We start from the raw sequence: 2,354 nt of genomic DNA, 5'->3' as shown, positions 1-2,354 counted from the left end.
CAAGCGAATAGGAACGGGTCATCGCAAATCACCTCCAACCGAAGTGAATCACGAAATCCAGTTCTCAGGAATCCCATTCGATTCAATCAGAACGCTCGCCGCTCTAGTTCTCGGCTGCTGCCGCTGTTCCAGCCCAGTTTCCGCGCTGCCCCAAGAAGCAAGAAGCCCGGCGTGTTTGCCGGGCTTTTGGTCGTTGTTTGATGTCGGATGGCCGAGCCTGGCTCAGTGATCAAACGCCTTGACGATTTCTTCGGTCATCTTCTTGGCGTCGCCGAGCAGCATCATGGTGCCGTCCTTGTAAAACAGCGTGTTGTCGATGCCGGCATAGCCGGAGCCGAGCGAACGCTTGACGAACAGGCAGGTGCGGGCCTTGTCGACGTCGAGGATCGGCATGCCGTAGATCGGTGAGCTTTTGTCATCGCGCGCCGACGGGTTGGTCACGTCGTTGGCGCCGATGACGTAGGCGACGTCGGCCTGGGCGAACTCCGAGTTGATGTCTTCGAGCTCGAAGACCTCGTCATAGGGCACGTTGGCCTCGGCGAGCAGCACGTTCATGTGGCCGGGCATGCGGCCGGCGACGGGGTGGATCGCATACTTCACCTCGACGCCGTTGGCCTTGAGCTTGTCGGCCATTTCACGCAGTGCGTGCTGGGCCTGCGCCACCGCCATGCCGTAGCCCGGCACGATGATGACCTTCTGGGCGTTCATCATCAGGTAGGCGGCGTCGTCGGCGGCACCGGTCTTGACCGTGCGCTGGATGCCGTCGTCGACAGCCGCGGCCGTCTCGCCGCCGAAGCCGCCGAGAATGACCGAGATGAACGAGCGGTTCATGCCCTTGCACATGATGTAGGAGAGGATCGCACCCGACGAGCCGACCAGCGCACCGGTGATGATCAGTGCCAGGTTGCCGAGCGTGAAGCCGAGTGCCGCTGCCGCCCAGCCCGAATAGGAATTGAGCATCGAGACCACGACGGGCATGTCGGCGCCGCCGATCGGAACGATGAGCAGCACGCCGAGCACCAGCGACAGCACAACGATCAGCCAGAAGATGGTCGTCGACTGGGTGGTGACGAGCAGCACGATCAGCACAACCAGGCCAATGCCAAGCGCGGCATTGATGAGGTGACGGCCCGGCAGCATGATCGGCTTGCCCGACATGCGGCCGTCGAGCTTGAGGAAGGCGATGACCGAGCCGGTGAAGGTGATGGCGCCGATGGCGACGCCGAGGCTCATCTCGACCAGGGCCTGGCCGTGGATCGCGCCGACGGCGCCGATGCCGAAGCTTTCAGGTGCATAGATCGCGGCGGCCGCCACCATCACGGCGGCCATGCCGACGAGGCTGTGGAAGGCGGCGACCAGCTGCGGCATCGAGGTCATGGCGATGCGGCGCGCGGTGACAGCTCCAACGCCGCCGCCGATGGCAAGGCCAAGCACGATCAGGCCGAGGCCGGTTGCCGAGGGCTTGGCCAGCGCCAGCGTGGTCAGAATGGCGATGCCCATGCCGACCATGCCGTAGGTGTTGCCCTGGCGGGAGGTGGTCGGATGCGACAGGCCGCGCAGCGCCAGGATGAACAGGATGCCACAGACGAGATAGAGGAACGAAGCGATGTTAAGGGTCACGTCACTTGTCCTTCTTCTTGTACATGGCCAGCATGCGCTGGGTGACGAGGAAGCCGCCGAAGATGTTGACCGCAGCCAGCATCAGGGCGACGAAGCCGAAGCCGGTGGCAAGGCCGGAGGCGGCAATGCCGACGGCAAGCAGCGCACCGACCACGATGACCGAGGAAATCGCGTTGGTGACGGCCATCAGCGGCGTATGCAGCGCCGGCGTCACCGACCAGACGACGTAGTAGCCGACGAAGATGGCGAGCACGAAGATCGCGAAGCGGAACACGAACGGATCGACCGCCCCGCCTGATACGGCATGGGCCACGCCGCCGGCGGCATCGGCCGCACCTTGCGCAGTGGCCAGGTCCTGGACCCCGAGCCGGACCGCTTCAACCGCCTGGTCGAGCTGGTCGAGAGCTTTCTGAAGACCTTCCATCATGCGTCTCCCTGCTTGGACGACTTCTTGGCAGCGGATTTCTTGGCAGCGGCCGGTTTTTCCGACTTGGCAGCGGCTTTCTTGAGCTCAGCCTTCGAGGCCGCACCGTCAGCCGCCGGGTCGTCGCCGCGGTTCTGGCCGGCAACGATCGGCTTGGGTTTGTCCGCAGCCGCGGCAGCGGCGGCATTGGCGAAGTTCGGATGGACGATCTTGCCGGCATCGGTCAGCATCGTCGCCTTGACCAGTTCGTCGTCGCGGTTGATGGCGATCTGCTTTGCGGCCTTGTCGACCATGGTCTCGAGGAAGGCGA

General features: G+C 64.0%; 2 protein-coding genes and 1 pseudogene. All 3 read right to left on the bottom strand.

Translation table 11 applies throughout. The features are described 5' to 3' along the window. Window positions 1-222 precede the first annotated feature (222 nt). Window positions 223-1,620 carry an NAD(P)(+) transhydrogenase (Re/Si-specific) subunit beta gene (locus PCJ21_RS22045; RefSeq protein WP_269933567.1) on the bottom strand — a complete coding sequence of 466 codons (1,398 nt, stop codon included), beginning with the start codon at window positions 1,618-1,620 and terminating at the stop codon, window positions 223-225. 1 nt (window position 1,621) lies between these two features. Further along, on the bottom strand, window positions 1,622-2,047 hold the full coding sequence (locus tag PCJ21_RS22040) for a proton-translocating transhydrogenase family protein (RefSeq protein ID WP_269933566.1): 426 nt from the start codon (window positions 2,045-2,047) through the stop codon (window positions 1,622-1,624). After that, window positions 2,044-2,354 (bottom strand): annotated as a pseudogene (locus PCJ21_RS22035) (Re/Si-specific NAD(P)(+) transhydrogenase subunit alpha); the annotation flags it as partial. The gene PCJ21_RS22040 and the pseudogene PCJ21_RS22035, both read right to left, overlap by 4 nt.

The sequence above is a fragment of the Aminobacter sp. HY435 genome, assembly GCF_027568395.1.
Lineage (GTDB): Bacteria > Pseudomonadota > Alphaproteobacteria > Rhizobiales > Rhizobiaceae > Aminobacter.
Note: the sequence above shows the minus strand (reverse complement) of the source record. Positions and strands in the feature narration are given on the sequence as shown.